Below are 15,749 nucleotides of genomic sequence, written 5' to 3'. Positions count from 1 at the left end.
CCGGGAGGAGCGGGCCGATGACCCTCGAGACGGTGCTGCTGGTGGCCGCCGCGTTGTTCAGCGTCGGCTTGTACGGGGCGTTGTCCCAGCAGGTAATTGTGATGGTGATGATGGGCCTCGAGCTGATGATCAACGCGGTGATCCTCGCCGCTGCCGGGTTCTGGTGGTTCGTCACGCCGAACCCGACCGGACAGGTGCTGCTGCTGGTGATCATCGCCGCGATGACGGTCGAGATGGCGATGGGTTTCGCGGTCGCCACACTCGTTCACCGTGAGCGTGTCGGCGACATGACTGACACCGCAACTGACCTGTCACGATGAGCGGCCTCTTGCTCTGGCTACTGGTGTTGCTGCCTGCCGTGGTGGGCGGCTCGCTATGCCTTCTGCGCCCGCCCGGTCGAGTGGCGACAGTCCTCGCCTTGGCCACCGCGGGTGCCGGTGTGATTCTGGCCGTGCAGGTGGCAATCACACGCCCGGCGGTTGCGGTTCCCTTTATGGCGGGCACCGATTTCGCCCTCAAGGTTGATGCGTTGTCGGCGCTTGTGGTCCCCACCGTCACTGCCGTGACGTTTCTAGTGTTGGTCTTCTCCGCAGGAGACATCCGCGAGGCCCGGGCCCGGTTCTTCGGGCTGATGCTGCTGTTCAGTGCGGCGGCGGCGCTCACAGCCACAGCAGCTACCCTTCCCGTCCTGCTCTTGGCCTGGGAAATCATGGGCGCCGCATCCTATGCCCTGATCGGGTTCTGGTGGCGCGACGATCGCCGGGTCAGCGCTGGACTGACCGCGTTCATTACCACTCGCACGGCCGATGTCGGCCTGTATGTCGCTGCGGCTGCGGCGCTTGCCGGCGGGGCAGGTTTCCTGCTAAGCGACCTTGCCGACGCGGCAAGCGGGTGGCGGCATGTCATCGCTGCCGGAGTCCTGGTCGCGGCGCTCGGCAAGGCGGCTCAGTTGCCGTTCTCGTTCTGGCTGTCACGTGCCATGGAAGGCCCCAGCCCGGTGAGCGCTCTGCTCCATTCGGCGGCCATGGTCGCGATGGGCGGCTACCTGCTGCTCCGGACTGAACCGCTGCTGAGCTCCACCGGGTGGGCGTCCCCGGTCACCGCCTGGGCAGGGGCTGCCACCGCCCTGCTGCTCGGTGGTGTCGCAGTCGCGCAGTCGGACCTCAAACAGTTGCTTGCCGCATCGACCGCGGCACAGCTGGGGTTCGTGGTGATGGCCGCCGGGGTCGGCTCGGTCAGCGCCGGGACCGCTCACCTGCTGGCGCATGCCGCCACCAAGGCGCTGTTGTTTCTGGCAGCTGGGGCGTGGCTTACCGCGCTTGGCACCAAACAGCTCAGAGGGCTGCGGGGGGTCGCGCGACGCTGGCCGGTGGTGGGCTGGTCGGCGACCATCGGGGCGCTCGCACTCGCCGGCGTTGCGCCGCTGTCGTTGTGGGCGACGAAGGACTCGGTCCTCACCGCCGCGCTGGACAAGTCCGGGTGGCTCTATCTGGTTGGTCTCGCCGCCGCTGCCTTGTCAGCTGCCTATGCGGGCAAGATGTTGGTAGTCATCTGGCGGACCGCCCCGCGTGATGACACCGAGCCTCGCGACGGGGGGGAAGAGGTAGCGACTGGGACTGTAAACAGGTTGCAGCAGGTGCCGCTGGTGGTACTGGCCATGGGCGCCGCCGTGCTTGGTCTCCTGGCCTTTCCGCCGCTCGGCAACGCCCTTGCCCGGGCCCTCGGCGAGGATCGCCGGCACCCGTCGTTGCTCGAGTTCATTGGGTCCGCGGTTCTCGCCCTTGCCGTTGTGTGCGCGGCGGCGTGGTGGAAGCTCCCGGAGCCACGATGGGCCGCCAACTGGCTGGGTCTCGAGGCCGCCGCCACCGCAATCGTCGTACGCCCGACCCTGCGATTGGCGCAGACGCTGGCAACCTTCGATGACCGGGTAGTCGACCGCGCCGTCACTACCACCGCGGCAGCCGTCCTACGCCTTGCCAGGGAATGCGCCCAGTTCGACCAGCGGGTCGTGGACGGCGCTGTGGAGGCGTTCGCGAGCCAGGTCCGCCGGTTCGGCGAATTGGCGCGCCGCCCGCAGACCGGTCAGCTCCACCAGTACTATCTGCAAGCCCTCCTGGTGCTTGCGGCCGGCATCATCGTTCTCATCGCGGCGAGGTGACTTGTGCTCAGTCTGATCATCTTCCTGCCGCTGGCCGCGGCCGGCGCGCTGCTCGCGGTACCAGGTCTGCGCGACGGCGCGGCACGGTGGGCGTGGGTAGTGGTCACGGCTATCGAGGTGGCGCTGGTTGTCGTCGTGTGGCTTCGGTACCAGTCGCCGCTGGACGGTGGGCTGGCGTTCGAGGAACAGGTCGAGTGGATCCCCGGTGTCAACAGCAGCTATCACCTTGGTGTGGACGGGCTCTCGTTGCCGTTGATCGCGATGACAGTGGTGATCTTCGCAGCCTGTGCGATCTACGCGCTGGGTGAGCGCCACCGTCCCCGGATCCAGGCCGCACTGTTCCTGTTCTTGGAAAGCGTCAGCCTGGGATTGTTCGTCTCCGCGGACCTGATCTTGTTCTTCGTGTTCTTCGATCTGTCGATCGTCGCCATGTACTTCGCCATTGCCGGCTGGGGCCACGGCGACGCGGCGAGATCGGCACTGAAGTTTTTCCTCTACACATTCCTCGGCTCTCTTGCCCTGCTGGTCGGATTCATCGGCTTGTACGTCGCCGCGGACCCGCACACGTTCGACATGGTGCAGCTGACCGCTGCTATGCCGCTGGCCAACAGGCCCGTCGCCGGCGGCCTGGTGTTGGCGGCGATCCTGATCGGTCTGGCAGTGAAGACCCCGACCGTCCCGTTCCACACCTGGTTGCCACCTGCCCATACCGACGCCCCTGCCGTCGGATCTGCGGTGCTGGCCGCGGTTCTGCTGAAGATGGGGACGTACGGTTTTGTCCGGATCGCGATGCCGATGCTGCCTCAGGCATGGCGCGCCTGGGCCTGGATCGTGATCGTGGTCGGCGTCATCTCGGTGCTCTACGGTGCGCTGGTTGCTCTAGCACAGAACAACGCGAAACGGATGATCGCCTATACCTCGGTCAACCACATGGGCTACATCGTGCTCGCGGTCGGCGTCGCAGGCCTGGTCGGCGGCGACACCACGCAAGCGCGGGAGGTCGCGGTCACCGGCGCCGTGACCCAGATGGTCAGCCACGGCCTCATCACCGGTGCCCTGTTCCTGCTCGCCGGCGTCCTACAGGATCGCGCCTCCACCTACGATCTGGACGCCTATGGAGGCCTGGCTGGACCGGCCCCGAAATTCGCCGCCCTGTTCGCTATCGGTGCGTTCGCCTCCCTGGGACTGCCCGCGTTCTCCGGGTTCATCGCCGAATTCCAGATCTTCACCGGCAGCGTCGCTGCAGCGCCGGTCACCGCCCTCGCCGTACTTGGCATCCTGATCACCGCCGCGCTCTTCCTGCGGGCACTCCAGCAGCTGTTCACCGGCGAGACCCGCGGCAGCTCCGTCGGCTTCGGCGACCTGCGGCGCTCCGAGATCTGGTCGGCGGGACCGCTTCTCCTGCTGTCCCTGCTGATCGGCGTCCTGCCAAGGCCGCTGCTCGACCAGATTGAACCCGCAGCGCGTCTGGTCATCAAACTGGTGGGGCGGTAGCTGGTGAACTCGGAGATGGGGCTGCGGCCGCTGCTGCTACTGCCCGAGATCCTGCTGTTCGTCGGCGGCGTGGCGTGCCTCATCGTCGGCTCGTTCCTGTCACGGCGACGGCAATGGCTCACCCGTGTCGTCGCGGCAGCCGCCCTGCTCGGCTGCATCGTTGCCGCCAGCATCGAACTGGCCCGACCAGCCCAGACCGCCTTCGAGGGAAGCTTTGGAGTCGACACCGGCACAGGCATCGCCCGCAGCATCGCCGCGATCGCCACCCTGCTGGTCCTCGCCCTCGCCACGGACGAGATCGCCGGATCGCCGCGTGAGAGCGAGACCTATGCGCTCCTGCTCTTCTCCGCCACTGGCACTCTGGTCCTGGCCGGCGCGGACGACCTGCTCGTCCTGGCCACCGGATTCTTGCTGACCAGCATCCCGCTGTACGGCCTCGTCGGCCTCGCGCGCACCCCGAAGAGTGCCGAAGCGGCCATGAAGACTTACCTCCTGGGTGCCCTGTTCGGCATCCTCCTGCTCCTCGGCGTCACCATCCTCTACGGCATCGCCGGCACCACCGCATACGCCGAGCTGGATGAAGGGCTCGCCAGTGCACCCGCCGCCGCGACGGCAGCGGGGCTCGTCGCAGTGCTCGCCGGTCTGATGTTCAAGGCAGGGGGAGTCCCGGCACACTTCTGGGTGCCCGACGCGGCACAAGCAGCCAGTGGCACGGTCGCCACCTTCCTCACCACCGTGCCGAAGATCGGTGCCATCGTCGCGGCATACAGGCTCGTGACGGCACTGCCCGACAACGTCGGATGGCCATTGTTGGTGGCGATCCTCGCCGCGGCCAGCATGAGTCTTGGCAACCTCGCGGCCTATTGGCAACAAGATCCCCGTCGCATGCTCGGCTGGTCGACCGTCAGCCAGGTCGGTTTCCTCCTTGTCCCGGTCTCCGTTGCAGGCCACAGCGACCTGGCGTTGCCGTCAATGCTCTACTACCTGGCCGGCTATACCGTCACGAACGTTGCTGCCTTCGCGGTCACCACCGCGCTACCGGGTCACAGGGACCTCGCCTCCTACCGTGGGCTCGCCAGCTCCCATCCGTGGCTCGCCGGTTCTCTGGTCGTGGCCCTGCTGGGCTTGGTCGGAACACCACCCACCGCTGTGTTCATCGGCAAGCTGACCACGGCCACAGCCGCCTGGGACGGCGGTCAGGCATGGCTGGTGGTCGTGGTCTTCGCCAACTCACTGGCCAGCCTCTTCTACTACCTGCGCTGGATTGTCCCCATCTACCGAATCGGAACGGCCGAGAACATCCCGACGCCTCGGTTCACACCCTCACCGTGGTCGACCCGCGCCGCCATTGCCGCCTCGGCGGCGACCCTCCTGCTGGGCGTCGCTGCAGGCGTGGTCTGGAAAGTTGCCGATGGCGTACTCATACGGTGAGAAGTCCAGGCAGGGAACCTTCGCGGTCGTGGCGGTGTAGACGGTACGGAGGTGAACCGCCATGAGATTTCGCACACTGGCAGGCGTCGCGGTACTGCTCATCATCGGCACATTGTGCGTCGGCTCCCCGGCACAGGCCGGTGGCTGGGCGACCACGCTTCTCGACCCGTTACCGAACAAGTTGGAGGTCGGCCGGGCGTACACGGTCGGATTCTGGGTCCTGCAGCACGGATCGCATCCGTACGACGGCGAGCTCGGCAAGAAGGGCCTGAGGCTGGTCGACGCGGCCGGCAGGACCACGGAGTATCCGGGGACCGCGCTGCCAGAGGCCGCCCATTACGCCGCGGCCGTGGTCTTCCCGAGCGCCGGTAGCTGGCGGCTGTACGGCATTCAGGGCATCTTCGCCGACTACGAGATCGGTACAGCCAATGCGCCCGGAGGGCTGACGGTGCTCCCGACGCCGCCACCGATGATCATGGACGACGGCCACGGTGCTCATTGGGGCGCAGTCCGCCCGCTCATCACGATGACCGAGGCGCACGCCGCAGTGCCGATCACGCCGGCCACGGCCGCTCCGGCGGCAAGTCACCTGAGCAGCACGTCCGGATGGCTGGCACCGGCAATCGGCGGCGGCGTCATGGCCATGGCTGGACTCGTATTGCTTTGGTGGCGCGCGGAGGAGGTCAAGGCCCGCTACGATCCTGGGCCGCCATTGATTCAGCCCACCCAGGCCATCCATCGTGACTGGACGCCGCGGATTTGTGAGGTCAGTGGGGTACCACGCCTTCGGCGAGCACACGGCGGTAGGCGGTGATGCGGTCCTCGACACTGTCCAGGCAACAGCTCGAAAACTTGGAGGCTTCGGCGGAGGTGTAATAGAGGCAGCAGGTGTTGCGCAGATAGAATAGCCCCTCGCGATTGTTCTCCCGCAGCCTGATTACCTTGCCCAGGGCATCGAGTCCTCCGGTCGAGGCGGCGAGGAACTTCTGGTAGGTGCGCTCCAGGAGCTCCACATCACCACCCCTACGGCTTGCTATACAGAACGACGAAGGTGTCGACCACGCCGATCAGCACTACCCGGTACCTCCGCAGCGCGTCGTGGATCGACAGGCCTTCGTCCTGCCTGGCACGCCGCATCAGAGCATGAGCGTCGGCGATGGCGGCGTCCTTCATCGTCCGCAGCATCATCGAGGTCTCGAGCGTGTAGCGGACCGCACCGTCATGACCGCGAAGTTCGCTGGGATCATGCCGCGGTGAAAAGGTCGAGGACTGCAATCCCCAGTGCCAGGTATTCGCTACTACGGCGCCGCTCGGTGCTGTCGAGCCCGAGCAGGAAGATCGCTGAGTCGCGGAGTCCCCGGGCAAACTCGGCGGGCCCCCGATACGGCGTCTGGCCGGCTAGATAGGCGTGCTGGACGAGTGCCCTGGAGATGGTGTCGATCCCGACTCTGAACGTCTCCGGCGGCTCGCGATCGGTCGTGGTCGCGGCCATCGTCACCTGATCGCCGGCGCTGAGCGGGGCGGGGCGGGCATCCTCGTTCGCTGCCAGCGCACGCCACATCGCCAACGTCGTCTCCCGAGCGACCACCGGCACCACAGCCCCGAGCGCGCTCGGCCCACAATGCGTCACGTTCACGACGCCGTCGCTGTCATGCCAGACCACCGTGTGCGTAGCACTCGTGACCGACTCCGAGCGACAAAGTCGCATGCGAGAGGAGAGGTAGTCCAGTTGACTCGAGGTCAGGTGGCTTCCCGAGGCGGCGACCAACGGAGTCAACTGCGGGTCGACACGTCGCGCCCCACCCAAGAACTGCTCGCTGACCGCATCTCCGACTCTGCCGAAAGGTTCAGCAGCACCGAACCTGGCCAGGATTCGTGACGCCGCTGCGCGGTCGTACGCCGCGACCGGAGGCTCCCGTTCGGTCGACATCCTCAGGGAACCTCCCCAGCGCCGCACCTGAGAACTCCCGAGCCGCTCGACTCCCGCGCTCAAGTGTAGGAATTCCTGTCAGCGTTGGACCGGCGCAGCGTGTCCGCGCTTCTGGAGCGACGCGACCGCATCAGCAGAGCATGGCTATTGCGATTAGATACATCTAATCTGTTCCTGTGATAGCTCAAACGGCGCGGTCGGCGCAGTGTTGCGAGATCGCTCATACGGAGACGGTCGAGGACTATCTCCGGACGATCTTCAAGCTCGCCGGTCGGGGGCTCGCCGTCACGACCTCCGCGCTGGCCGAGCAGCTCGGGGTATCTCCGCCGACCGTGTCGGCGATGCTGAAACGCCTGGAAGCCAGTGAACTGATCGATCGCTCCGCTGCTCGTTCCATCGTGTTGACGCCCCACGGCGACAGGCATGCCACGGGGGTGACGCGCAGGCATCGGCTGGTCGAGACCTTCCTCGTCGAGGTGGTCGGCCTCGACTGGGACGAGGTCCACGTGGAGGCCGATGTGCTCGAGCATGCGATCAGCGAACGGCTGGAGAACAGGATCGACACGTTGCTCGGACATCCGACGCACGACCCGCACGGCGACCCCATCCCGCCACGCGACGGCGAGCATGTCGAGTCGTGGGCGGCCGCCCTCGGCAGTGTTCCTTCGGGGAGCCGCTTCCGGGTGCAAAGGGTGGCCGACGACGACAGCAACGCCCTGCGGTACCTGGCCGAGCGGGACATCAAGCCGGGCGCGATCCTCGAGGTGATGAGCCGCGAGCCCTTCAATGGTCCGATATGGGTGACGGTCGGAGCGCGCAGCCATGCGCTCGGGCTGACGCTCGCGGACCTCGTGCACGGGGAGACCGCCTGATGCCCGGCTCGTCCCGGCGCGGGTTCCTGCTGGGAGGAGCGGGGGTTGCGCTCGGTGCGGTACCCGCGCAACCGCAGCAGGCGAGTGCCGGCCCGAGTCCGCCGACCCACCCGGGTCACGGCACTCCGACAGGTCATGGCGGCGGGATCAACGGCCCGACCTTCCATGGCGGCAGCGTCGACCACGTCGCCAACGGGTTCGACCCCAGCCAGATTCTCCGGGACTTCGACTATGGCAAGGTGTCGAAGCTGCCGGGTGCCCGGATGCTGCGCGAGTGGGAGATCTACGCGTCGGACCGTGAGATCGAGGTCGCGCCCGGCCTGCGGTTCGAGGCCTGGACCTTCAACGGACGCATACCCGGTCCGACCCTGCGCTGCCGGGCAGGGGACCGGCTGCGAGTGCGGTTCGTCAATGCGTCTGCGCATCCGCACACGATGCATTTCCATGGCATCCATCCGGCCGAGATGGACGGAGTCCCAGGGATCGGGCGGGGTGTGATCGAGCCCGGCGGTGACTTCGTCTACGAGTTCGACGCGGTGCCGTTCGGCCTCCATCTCTACCATTGCCATGTCGGGCCGCTGGCCGAGCACATCGCCCGGGGCATGTACGGCACCTTCATCATCGATCCACCGCAAAACCGTTCGCCGGCGGACGAGATGGTGATGGTGATGCACGGCTACAACACCAACTTCGATGCTCAAGGCAACCAGCTGTACGCCGTGAACGGGATCCCGTTCCACTACATGAACGAGCCGGTCCGGGTGAAGCGTGGCGAGCTGGTGCGGATCTACCTGGTGAACATCCTGGAGTACGACCCGATCAACAGCTTCCACCTGCACGGGAACTTCTTCGACTACTACCCGACCGGGACACGGCTGGAGCCCACGGAGTTCACCGACACGGTCGTCCAGGCTCAAGGCCAACGAGGGATCTGCGAGCTGCGATTTCCGTATCCAGGCAAGTACATGTTCCACGCACACAAGAGCGAGTTCGCCGACCTCGGCTGGATGGGTTTCTTCGAGGTGACCGAGTGAGCGGCTCGACGACGCGGAGGCTGTTGCCGGGTTGGCTCCTGGTGGCGACAACTGTCGCCGTTGCTGCCGTCGCGATGATCATGCTGGCAGTCCTGGGCGGTCGCGCCCTCCCAGACCGGACCGGTCCACCAGTGGAACAGTTGGTTGTGGAGCGCACAGTCCTGTCGCCGAGCACGATCGAACTGACGCTGCGAAACACCGGACCCGATGCCGTGCAGATCGCCCAGGTCTTCGTCAACGACGTGTATGTCGGCTTCACCGGCGCCGTTCAACCGCTGGGCAGGCTGGCCACCGACACTGTGCGGTTGGACTACCCCTGGCAGGACGGCCACCCGTACGTCGTGTCGATGCTGACGTCATCGGGTGCCGTCATCGAGCACGAGATCCCAGCAGCGGTGCAGACTCCCACGGCCGACGGGGACCTGCTGGCCTTGATGGTGCTGCTGGGGACTTACGTCGGCATTATCCCGGTCGCTCTCGGGATGATGTTCCTGCCCGTTCTGCGCAGAGCCGGGCGGCCGCTGGTCCGGGTCCTGCTGGCGCTGACAGTGGGGTTGCTCGCGTTCCTCGCCGTCGATGCCGCAGTGGAGGGATTCGATCTCGCTGGCCGGACCGGAGGCGCGTTCGGGGGACCGCTGCTGGTGTTCCTCGGTGGTGCATTGGCGTTCCTGGCGCTCACCGCGGTCGACCGCCTCCTGCAGAACAGATCGAGCGAGAATGACGGCGGTCAGCCGGACGGCCGGCGACTGGCACTGATGATCGCGACCGGCATCGGACTGCACAACCTCGGCGAGGGGCTCGCGATCGGTTCGGCGTACGCGGTGGGTGAACTGGCTCTGGGTGCCGCTCTGGTAGTCGGCTTCGCCCTCCACAACACCACCGAGGGCCTTGCGGTGGTCACGCCGCTGACTCGTCTTCAACCTTCTCTGGGTCGCCTGCTTGGTCTCGGTCTGCTGGCCGGAGCACCGGCGATCATAGGCGCGGCGATCGGCGTCACCGTCAACAACGGAGCGCTTGCCTCGTTGCTGCTTGGCGTGGGAGTCGGTGCGATCGTTCAGGTGGTCATGCAGATCACCCCTGGTCTTCGGGACCAGGCCGGCAGGGTGCTCGGTCTGCCCGTGGTCGGCGGTCTCTCGGCTGGCGTCGTGATCATGTACGCCACCGGGTTGCTCGTCTCCGCCTGAACTGTCTCCATGACGAAGATCCCTGGCATTCATGCAGAATTCAACGTGCTCTCCGAGACTGTGCGGGCTGGCGCCGCCACTGCCGCCACAGATCGAGGAGATTGCTGTGAACGATGTTGTGAAGGATTCCGAGAGTGGCGCCGTTTCGCGGCGCCAGGTGGTCAAGTACGTGGGCGTCGGTGCGACGTTCGTGGCCGCGAACAGTGCGGCGGCGAGTGGTGCGGCCTGGGCCGACGACGACGTGGACCGTGAGCAGCAGGCGGGCCGAGGCAACCCCGGTAGCAGGGTGTGGCGGGCCGGCGATCACCATGTGCACTCGGAGTACAGCGGTGACTTCGACACTTCGGTGACGCCACCGCGGTTCTCCAAAGGTGCGGATGCTGTCTATCCGATCGTGACGAATGCGATCATGGCGAAGAACTTCGGTCTGACCTGGGCGATGTGCACCGACCATGGTGGACCGACGCACTCGAAGGTGAACCTGGAGCAGGCCTACCCGGACCTCCTGCAGTCACGCAGGCTCGTGCCGGAGGTGTTGCAGTTTTGGGGGATGGAGTTCGACGCTCCGAAGCTGGATCACCACACGCTGATGATTCCGAGGCATGACGGCGAGGCGCAGCAGCTGTTCGAGCTGGAGAGTCGCTTCGCCAAGCTGGATGCGTTCCCGTCGGATCCGGGCCGCGACACCGAGGCGAAGATGGTCGAGTTCCTGCGGACTGCCAAGGACATGCGCAACAAGCCGCTGGTGATCGCCCATCACGCCTCGCGGTCGGCCACCGGTCTGGGCGTCTACGGGCAGGACACGCCGCGGGAGTTCCGCAACGGCAACAACGCCGCACCCGACGTCTACGTCGGGTTCGAGGGGGCGCCCGGGCACCAGGCCGGCCCGCTCAACGGCGGTGCCCGTGGCGCCTACGGCAATTACCCGACCCACGGCGGCTACGACCAGATGACGGCGCGCGTCGGCGGGCTGTGGGACGCGCTGCTGGGCGAAGGGCGGCGCTGGTGGATCACCGCCACCTCCGACTCGCACGTGCACTGGACCCGGGGCGGGTCGGACTTCTGGCCGGGTGAGTACAGCAAGACCTACGTTCACGCGCGGCAGGACTACGCCGACATCATGGACGGGATCCGCAACGGGCGGATCTTCGTCACCACCGGGGACCTGATCAGCAGCCTCGACGTCACCGCGAAGAGCCGGGGCAAGGACGCGGCCGTGGGCGAGACCCTCAGCCTGAGCCGGCGCAACCGCAACGACGTCGAGATCGAGATCAGGTTCCGCCCGCTGGAGGGCAAGAACGCCAACGATGACCGGCCTGCCGTCAGTCGTGTCGACCTGATCCTCGGCCAGATCACCGGTCTGAGCGCCAACCTGGACGCGGACACGAACCCGACCACCAAGGTCGTCGCTCGCTTCGGTCCCCGGGACTGGCAGCGACAGGGACGCGACTACGTGATCCGGCACACCCTGAAGGACCTGGACCACGACGTCTACGCCCGTGTTCGGGGTACGAACACCGACGAGCTGGAGCCGGAACCAGACGGCAAGGAAAGCCCGTGGACCGACCTGTGGTTCTACTCCAACCCGGTCTTCGTCCACGTGCGCTGATCCAGCGATAGGTCTCCGTCTTCTCTCCTGGCCACCTTAGGAGGTGGCCAGGAGAGAAGGGACGCTCCCCGCTGCGATTGTGGGGGATCAGATGCGTGGGACACCGGTGGTGGTGATCCGCCCGATGCCGGGAACGAAGCGGCCAACTTGAGCTGCGTAGCTCTTGTAGGCGGCGGTATGGACCTCGAGCAGATATGGCTCTTCGACGATCCGCACTTGCAGTTGGATCGCTACGAGCAATGCGATCAGCCCAGCGACGCTGACCACGTTCGGCGCCATCAAGGTCAGGCCTGCCGCGGTGACGATCATCGCGGTGAACACCGGGTTTCGTACCCAGGTGAAGGCGCCGTCTGTCACGAGGCCGGTGCGTTCGGCGGGGTCGACGCCCACCCGCCAGGAGGTACCCATCGCCACTTGGGCGGTGACGGTTGCAGCCATCCCGACAAGGGCGATCAACAGGCCGGCTACCTATAGAGGGCGCGCGGCGAGGACAGCTAGTGGGTCGAGGCCGAGTAGCGCTGCGATAGGCCCGATCAAGCCAGTGGCGACGGCGAGGGCGAACAGTACGCCTGCCCACCATGCGACCGAGCCTGCCCGGCCGGACAGGCCGCGGAAGCCGGAATCGCCGGTCCGGCGGCGGTGGACGACCGCGCGAATCCCGAACGCGATCGTGAACCAAACGAGGTACAGCACTAACGCAGTGACGGCCATCTCTGGCGTCCCTTCTTGAAGTCAGCAGCGGTGATCGCCGCACCAGGCTTCGCGGCTTCGGCGGTCTCGGCCCGGATAGGTGCTTCGTTCGCTGGCGGGCTCCTGGCTGGTTTCAGCTGTGGGTCGGGTGTTCGTGGTCGGCGTGCCCGATGGGTTCGAGCTGGAAGGTGGAGTGTTCGACGTCGAAGTGGCCCGCCACGCAGGTCTGCAGTTTGTCCAGCAGTTGTGGGGCGTGGCCGTCCTCGAAGCATTCCCGGTCGACGACGACGTGGGCGGTCAGGACCGGGAGCCCGGACGTGACGGTGAAGACGTGCAGGTCGTGTACGTCGCGGATGTGGTCGACTTCGAGGATGTGTTCGCGGATCTTGTCCAGGTCGATGTCGGCCGGTGCGGCTTCCAGGAGCACGTTGACCGCTTCGCGGAGCAGTTTCACCGCGCGGGGCACGATGATCAGCCCGATCAACAGCGACACGATCGCGTCGGCGCGGGTGAACCCGGTCAGCGCGATCACCAGCGCCGCGACCAGAACGCCGACCGACGTTGCTGAGTCGGTGGCGACTTCGAGGAACGCGCCACGCATGTTGAGACTCGCAGTACGGGCTCGATAGAGCAGCGCGACACCGATCAGGTTGCCGACGAGACCGATCGCTCCGAAGATCGCCATGCCTCCCGGCTCGATCACGGCCGGTTCGATCAACCGGCGCGTTCCCTGGACGAGGATGTAGATGCCCATGCCGATCAGGATTAGCCCGTTGATCGCGGCGGCGAGGATCTCTGCCCGCGCCCAGCCGAACGTCCGGCGGCCGGCGGCTGGACGGGCCGCGAGTAGGGTCGCGCCGAGCGCCATGGCGACTCCGCCGGAATCGGCCAGGACGTGCCCGGCGTCAGCCAACAGCGCGAGGCTGCCGGTGATGACGGCGCCGAAGATCTGGACGGCCGCGATCGACAGCGAGATGACCAGCGTGCCGGCCAGGATGCCACGGTGCCGGCCGGTTGCGGTCACGCCGTGACCGTGGCCGTGGCCCGCGCCGCTCATCTGGCGACTCCCATGTCGCGCTCAGGATGAATAGCCTCGGTGTGTTTGGTGTGCGCGACCGCGAGGTCTACCAGCATGCGCACATGAGCGTCATCGAGCCGGTAGTAGGCCATCCGCCCGTCGCGTCGCACCGAGACGACCCGATGAGCACGCAGCAGGCGGAGCGCATGGGAGGTGGCCGATTCGGTCATCCCGGTGACCGCGGCCAAGTCACAGACGCACAGTTCCCCATCCAGCAAGGCAACCAGCAGCCTCAGCCGCCGCGGATCGCCGAGCAGGCCGAAGATGTCAGCGGTATCCACCACGTCCTCCTCAGACGGCATCCGCTCATGGACTGCAGCCACCCGATCAGGATCAACCAGTCGGACGTTGCAACTGTCGAGAGCAGCACTGATATGCACATCTGAAGAACTGTTCATACATCTACCTTAGCCCAGACTTCTCGCCACTGTCGAGCAGGCACTCTCGCAACCGTTGAGTCGAGGTTCCGTCTACAGCGGGGGTTGCCAGTTGGCGATGAGGACCTGGAGACGGGCGATGAGGTTCCCCCAGATCCCGGTGACCTGCAGCACGCCCACGGCGATCAAAAGGATGCCGCCTAGACGCATGACGGTCTGGGCATGACGGCGGGCGATGGCGTAGACCTTGAAGGCACGCTGGATACCGAGGCCGGCGAGAATGAACGGGATGCCGAGGCCGAGGCTGTAGGCGAAGGACAATAGTGCGCCGCGTTGGGCGCCCCCGGTGCTGACAGACAAGGTGAGGACGGCGGCCAGGGTCGGGCCGATGCATGGTGTCCAGCCGATGCCGAACAGCACGCCGAGCAGGGGCGCCCCGGCCAGACCTGCTCGCGGGCGGTAGCGAGGCCGCAGCGTCCAGCTGGTCAGGGGGATCCGGGTCAAGGCACCGGCGAAGATCAGCCCCAGCACGATGGTGACAGCGCCGAGGATCCGGGTGACCGTGGCTTGGTGCACCAGCAAGGTCGTCCCTACGGCGCCGAACGCGGCCCCGTAACTGGTGAAGACCGCGGCGAATCCGAGGACGAACAGCACCGTGCCGGCCACCGTTCGTCCCTTGGCTACCGGCCTCGTTGCGACCGTCTCGGATGACGCAATTGTGGCGGGATCTGTCGTTGTGGCTTGGGATGCGGCGTCGGCACCGGCAGTGCCGGTGACATAGGCAAGGTAGCCCGGCAGCAGCGGCAGGCAGCAGGGGCTGAGGAACGACACCAGGCCTGCGGCCGCGGCGATCGGGATGGCGAGGAGTAGCGGCCCGGTGATGATGAGGTCGCCGGGGCTGGCGACGGCGATCACCGCGACCCGCTAGGGGTGGCGTTCGAAGGGGAACTGGCTGTTTCGGCTTGTAGGTCGGCGATGAGGCCGCGCAGGGTGCTGTAGTTGATGCGGCCGATGACGCGGGCCGCGATCGCACCGCTGCGGTCGACGACGACGGTACTAGGGACAGCGCTGAACGGGACGATGCCGTTGAACCCGAGCAGGATCCGCCCATCACGGTCGATGATGCTTGGATAAGGCATCTTGAACGCCTTGGCGAACGCACGAGCAGCAGGCAGATTGTCGCGGGTGTCGATGCCGACGAAGCTGACCCCTTGGTCGACGGTCTCATTGGCTGCCTTGACGAGTTCTGGGGTCTCGGCACGGCAAGGGTTGCACCATGACCCCCACACGTTGATGACAACGATCTTGCCGCGCAGGTCGGCGAGATCCAACTGACTGCCGGTGAGGGTTTCACCGCGCACGACCGGCAGCGCCATTCGGTCCCCAAGTTGGTATCGCGTGAGCCCCGTGGGGTTGTCCTCGGCCTGCTGTCCGGCGCGCGATTGTGCCGAGTCGTCGAACACGCCACTGGCCCACAGGCCAATCACCGCGATCACGGTGACGATTGCCGCTGCGGTGACAAGCCGGCGCCACGGGCGACGTGGTTTGGCTGGTTGGGCACTTTCGGACTCTGTATCGGGGCTGGGTGTGGGCAGCGTCATGGCAGGGTTCTCCAGTACGACCAGAACTGTTCACCGACGAGGGCGAGCAGGAGCACCGCCCAGGCTGTCAGCACGACACCGTGGTAGCGGGTGATCAGGCTGAGAGTTCGCCGTGCGGTTGGCGGTGCAGGCAAGTTTCCGCGGTTGAGGTTGTGGAGCGTGACGTACCAGAAGATCGCGATGGTCACGGTCCACACCGCCATGCAGTACGGGCACAAGGCGCCGATCCGGTACAGGCTCTGGAAGATCAGCCAGTGCACGAACACGACACCGAACGTGGCGCCGGCCTGC

19 protein-coding genes are annotated in these 15,749 nt (G+C 66.4%); 9 read left to right on the top strand and 10 right to left on the bottom strand.

Translation table 11 applies throughout. From position 1 onward, the window contains the following. The 5 genes from VFG33_RS09935 to VFG33_RS09915 form a co-directional block, all read left to right on the top strand. Positions 1-320, top strand: a 320-nt coding sequence (locus VFG33_RS09935) for an NADH-quinone oxidoreductase subunit NuoK (protein ID WP_325024743.1), incomplete at its 5' end; no start/stop codon positions are given. Next, positions 317-2,158, top strand: a complete 1,842-nt coding sequence (locus VFG33_RS09930; RefSeq protein WP_414672939.1) for an NADH-quinone oxidoreductase subunit 5 family protein — start codon at positions 317-319, stop codon at positions 2,156-2,158. The genes VFG33_RS09935 and VFG33_RS09930, both read left to right, overlap by 4 nt. A gap of 3 nt (positions 2,159-2,161) precedes the next feature. Then, entirely contained in the window at positions 2,162-3,652 is a 1,491-nt protein-coding gene (locus tag VFG33_RS09925; RefSeq protein ID WP_325024739.1) for a complex I subunit 4 family protein, read from the top strand. A gap of 3 nt (positions 3,653-3,655) precedes the next feature. Beyond that, the gene (locus VFG33_RS09920) at positions 3,656-5,083 is read left to right on the top strand and encodes an NADH-quinone oxidoreductase subunit N (RefSeq protein ID WP_325024737.1); all 1,428 of its coding nucleotides are present in this window, start codon (positions 3,656-3,658) and stop codon (positions 5,081-5,083) included. Between the two features lie 61 nt (positions 5,084-5,144). After that, positions 5,145-5,897, top strand: coding sequence for a hypothetical protein (locus VFG33_RS09915; RefSeq protein ID WP_325024735.1), 753 nt, complete (start codon positions 5,145-5,147; stop codon positions 5,895-5,897). Here VFG33_RS09915 and VFG33_RS09910 read toward each other — a convergent pair. From VFG33_RS09910 to VFG33_RS09900, 3 genes are all read right to left on the bottom strand, one after another. Then, a complete protein-coding gene (locus VFG33_RS09910) occupies positions 5,851-6,096 on the bottom strand; it encodes a hypothetical protein (RefSeq protein ID WP_325024733.1) in 246 nt (81 codons plus the stop codon). The two genes, VFG33_RS09915 and VFG33_RS09910, sit on opposite strands and share 47 nt — an antisense overlap. A 10-nt stretch (positions 6,097-6,106) precedes the next feature. Next, positions 6,107-6,256: a hypothetical protein gene (locus VFG33_RS09905; RefSeq protein ID WP_325024731.1), complete on the bottom strand. Its 150-nt coding sequence runs from the start codon at positions 6,254-6,256 to the stop codon at positions 6,107-6,109. Between the two features lie 70 nt (positions 6,257-6,326). Further along, entirely contained in the window at positions 6,327-7,013 is a 687-nt protein-coding gene (locus VFG33_RS09900) for a hypothetical protein (RefSeq protein ID WP_325024729.1), read from the bottom strand. A 176-nt stretch (positions 7,014-7,189) separates the two neighbouring features. Between VFG33_RS09900 and VFG33_RS09895 the strand changes: the two genes are divergently transcribed. The 4 genes from VFG33_RS09895 to VFG33_RS09880 all read left to right on the top strand — a co-directional run bounded on the left by VFG33_RS09895 (position 7,190) and on the right by VFG33_RS09880 (position 11,712). Further along, the gene (locus tag VFG33_RS09895) at positions 7,190-7,885 is read left to right on the top strand and encodes a metal-dependent transcriptional regulator (protein WP_325024726.1); all 696 of its coding nucleotides are present in this window, start codon (positions 7,190-7,192) and stop codon (positions 7,883-7,885) included. Next, positions 7,885-8,919, top strand: coding sequence for a multicopper oxidase domain-containing protein (locus VFG33_RS09890; protein WP_325024724.1), 1,035 nt, complete (start codon positions 7,885-7,887; stop codon positions 8,917-8,919). Before VFG33_RS09895 ends, VFG33_RS09890 begins: the two co-directional genes overlap by 1 nt. Positions 8,920-8,960: 41 nt before the next feature. Continuing rightward, entirely contained in the window at positions 8,961-10,103 is a 1,143-nt protein-coding gene (locus VFG33_RS09885; protein ID WP_325024722.1) for a ZIP family metal transporter, read from the top strand. Between the two features lie 106 nt (positions 10,104-10,209). Further along, positions 10,210-11,712: a CehA/McbA family metallohydrolase domain-containing protein gene (locus tag VFG33_RS09880; RefSeq protein WP_325024720.1), complete on the top strand. Its 1,503-nt coding sequence runs from the start codon at positions 10,210-10,212 to the stop codon at positions 11,710-11,712. 87 nt (positions 11,713-11,799) lie between these two features. Here VFG33_RS09880 and VFG33_RS09875 read toward each other — a convergent pair whose 3' ends face one another. The 7 genes from VFG33_RS09875 to VFG33_RS09845 all read right to left on the bottom strand — a co-directional run. After that, positions 11,800-12,168 (bottom strand): methyltransferase family protein, encoded by a 369-nt coding sequence (locus VFG33_RS09875; protein WP_325024718.1) that lies wholly within the window; start codon positions 12,166-12,168, stop codon positions 11,800-11,802. Positions 12,169-12,180: 12 nt separating this feature from the next. Next, positions 12,181-12,423: a hypothetical protein gene (locus VFG33_RS09870; RefSeq protein WP_325024716.1), complete on the bottom strand. Its 243-nt coding sequence runs from the start codon at positions 12,421-12,423 to the stop codon at positions 12,181-12,183. A gap of 112 nt (positions 12,424-12,535) precedes the next feature. Beyond that, positions 12,536-13,459, bottom strand: a complete 924-nt coding sequence (locus tag VFG33_RS09865; protein ID WP_325024714.1) for a cation diffusion facilitator family transporter — start codon at positions 13,457-13,459, stop codon at positions 12,536-12,538. After that, positions 13,456-13,803, bottom strand: a complete 348-nt coding sequence (locus tag VFG33_RS09860; RefSeq protein ID WP_325024712.1) for an ArsR/SmtB family transcription factor — start codon at positions 13,801-13,803, stop codon at positions 13,456-13,458. The genes VFG33_RS09865 and VFG33_RS09860 overlap by 4 nt, the downstream gene beginning before the upstream one ends. A 147-nt stretch (positions 13,804-13,950) precedes the next feature. Continuing rightward, positions 13,951-14,772: a cytochrome c biogenesis CcdA family protein gene (locus tag VFG33_RS09855; RefSeq protein ID WP_325024710.1), complete on the bottom strand. Its 822-nt coding sequence runs from the start codon at positions 14,770-14,772 to the stop codon at positions 13,951-13,953. Continuing rightward, positions 14,769-15,458 (bottom strand): TlpA family protein disulfide reductase, encoded by a 690-nt coding sequence (locus VFG33_RS09850; RefSeq protein ID WP_325024708.1) that lies wholly within the window; start codon positions 15,456-15,458, stop codon positions 14,769-14,771. The genes VFG33_RS09855 and VFG33_RS09850 overlap by 4 nt, the downstream gene beginning before the upstream one ends. After that, positions 15,455-15,749, bottom strand: a 295-nt coding sequence (locus VFG33_RS09845) for a vitamin K epoxide reductase family protein (protein WP_325024706.1), incomplete at its 5' end; no start/stop codon positions are given. The genes VFG33_RS09845 and VFG33_RS09850, both read right to left, overlap by 4 nt.

Source organism: Kribbella sp. (assembly GCF_035687465.1).
Classification (GTDB): domain Bacteria; phylum Actinomycetota; class Actinomycetes; order Propionibacteriales; family Kribbellaceae; genus Kribbella.
Note: the sequence above shows the minus strand (reverse complement) of the source record. Positions and strands in the feature narration are given on the sequence as shown.

Excerpts from the sequence above, each read along its gene's own strand:
- VFG33_RS09900 (WP_325024729.1), bottom strand. The coding sequence starts at position 7,013 with ATGTCGACCGAACGGGAGCCTCCGGTCGCGGCGTACGACCGCGCAGCG.
- VFG33_RS09870 (WP_325024716.1), bottom strand. The coding sequence starts at position 12,423 with ATGGCCGTCACTGCGTTAGTGCTGTACCTCGTTTGGTTCACGATCGCG.
- VFG33_RS09930 (WP_414672939.1), top strand. The coding sequence starts at position 317 with ATGAGCGGCCTCTTGCTCTGGCTACTGGTGTTGCTGCCTGCCGTGGTG.
- VFG33_RS09890 (WP_325024724.1), top strand. The coding sequence starts at position 7,885 with ATGCCCGGCTCGTCCCGGCGCGGGTTCCTGCTGGGAGGAGCGGGGGTT.
- VFG33_RS09905 (WP_325024731.1), bottom strand. The coding sequence starts at position 6,256 with ATGAAGGACGCCGCCATCGCCGACGCTCATGCTCTGATGCGGCGTGCC.
- VFG33_RS09915 (WP_325024735.1), top strand. The coding sequence starts at position 5,145 with ATGAGATTTCGCACACTGGCAGGCGTCGCGGTACTGCTCATCATCGGC.
- VFG33_RS09850 (WP_325024708.1), bottom strand. The coding sequence starts at position 15,458 with ATGACGCTGCCCACACCCAGCCCCGATACAGAGTCCGAAAGTGCCCAA.
- VFG33_RS09865 (WP_325024714.1), bottom strand. The coding sequence starts at position 13,459 with ATGAGCGGCGCGGGCCACGGCCACGGTCACGGCGTGACCGCAACCGGC.